This window comes from Actinosynnema sp. NPDC023658, assembly GCF_040639995.1.
Classification (GTDB): domain Bacteria; phylum Actinomycetota; class Actinomycetes; order Mycobacteriales; family Pseudonocardiaceae; genus Actinosynnema.
In genome coordinates, this window is record NZ_JBFAAX010001533.1 from 1 (window position 1) to 1,000 (window position 1,000).

A 1,000-nucleotide genomic window follows, 5' to 3' on the forward strand; every position below is an offset into this window, starting at 1 on the left:
TCCGTGAGCTGGAGGAGGAACGCGACATCCTGCGCAAGGCGGCCCGGTATTTCGCAGGGGAGACGCGCTGGTGAACCGCTTCGGGTTCGTCTCCGAAAACCGACGCCAGTACGGCGTGAAGCGGTTGTGCCAGGTCATCGGGCTGGCCCGGTCCAGCTACTACCACTGGAAGGCCACCGCGCCCGGGCGGGCCGCCCGTGCGGCCGACGACGCATGCCTGGCCGCCCGTATCCGGGTGATCCATCGTGAGTCGGCTGGCACCTACGGTGTCCCGCGGATCACCGCTGAACTGCACGACACCGGGCAGGTGGTCAACCACAAGCGCGTCGCCCGGGTGATGCGCGGCATCGGCCTGGCCGGGCTGCGACTGCGCCGCCGACACCGCACCACCCTCGCCGACCCCACCGCGGTCAAGACCCCCGACCTGCTCGGACGCGACTTCACCGCCCGGGAGCCCAATACCCGCTACGTCGGCGACATCACCTACCTGCCCATCGCCGACGGCACGTTCCTCTACCTCGCGACCGTCATGGACCTGTGCTCGCGGCGCCTGGTCGGCTGGGCCGTGGCCGACCACATGCGCGTCGACCTGGTCCTCGACGCACTGCACGCGGCCGAACGCACCCGGAGCAGCCTGGCCGGGGCGATCTTCCACAGCGACCACGGAGCCCAATACGGAGCCAAATCCTTCGCCGACGCCTGCCGCGAAGCCGGGGTCACCAGGTCCATGGGCGCGGTGGGCAGCTCCGCGGACAACGCCGCCGCCGAAAGCCTCAACGCCTCCTTCAAACGCGAAACCCTTCAAGGCGCGCCGAACTGGAGCAGCGCAAGGGAAGCACGCCTGGCGGTGTTCGGCTGGGCACACCGCTACAACACCCGACGCCGCCACTCCCACCTCGGCCAGACATCCCCAATCGACTACGAGAACAGCCTCACTTCGACACCGGCTACGCTGACCCACGCCGCATAACCCCGTGTCCAACATCCAGGGTGAAGTCCC

At 69.0% G+C, this 1,000-nt stretch carries 1 pseudogene; it reads left to right on the forward strand.

Annotated elements, in window-relative coordinates:
* Positions 1-970, forward strand: a pseudogene (locus AB0G02_RS42325) (IS3 family transposase); the annotation flags it as partial.
* Positions 971-1,000 lie beyond the last annotated feature (30 nt).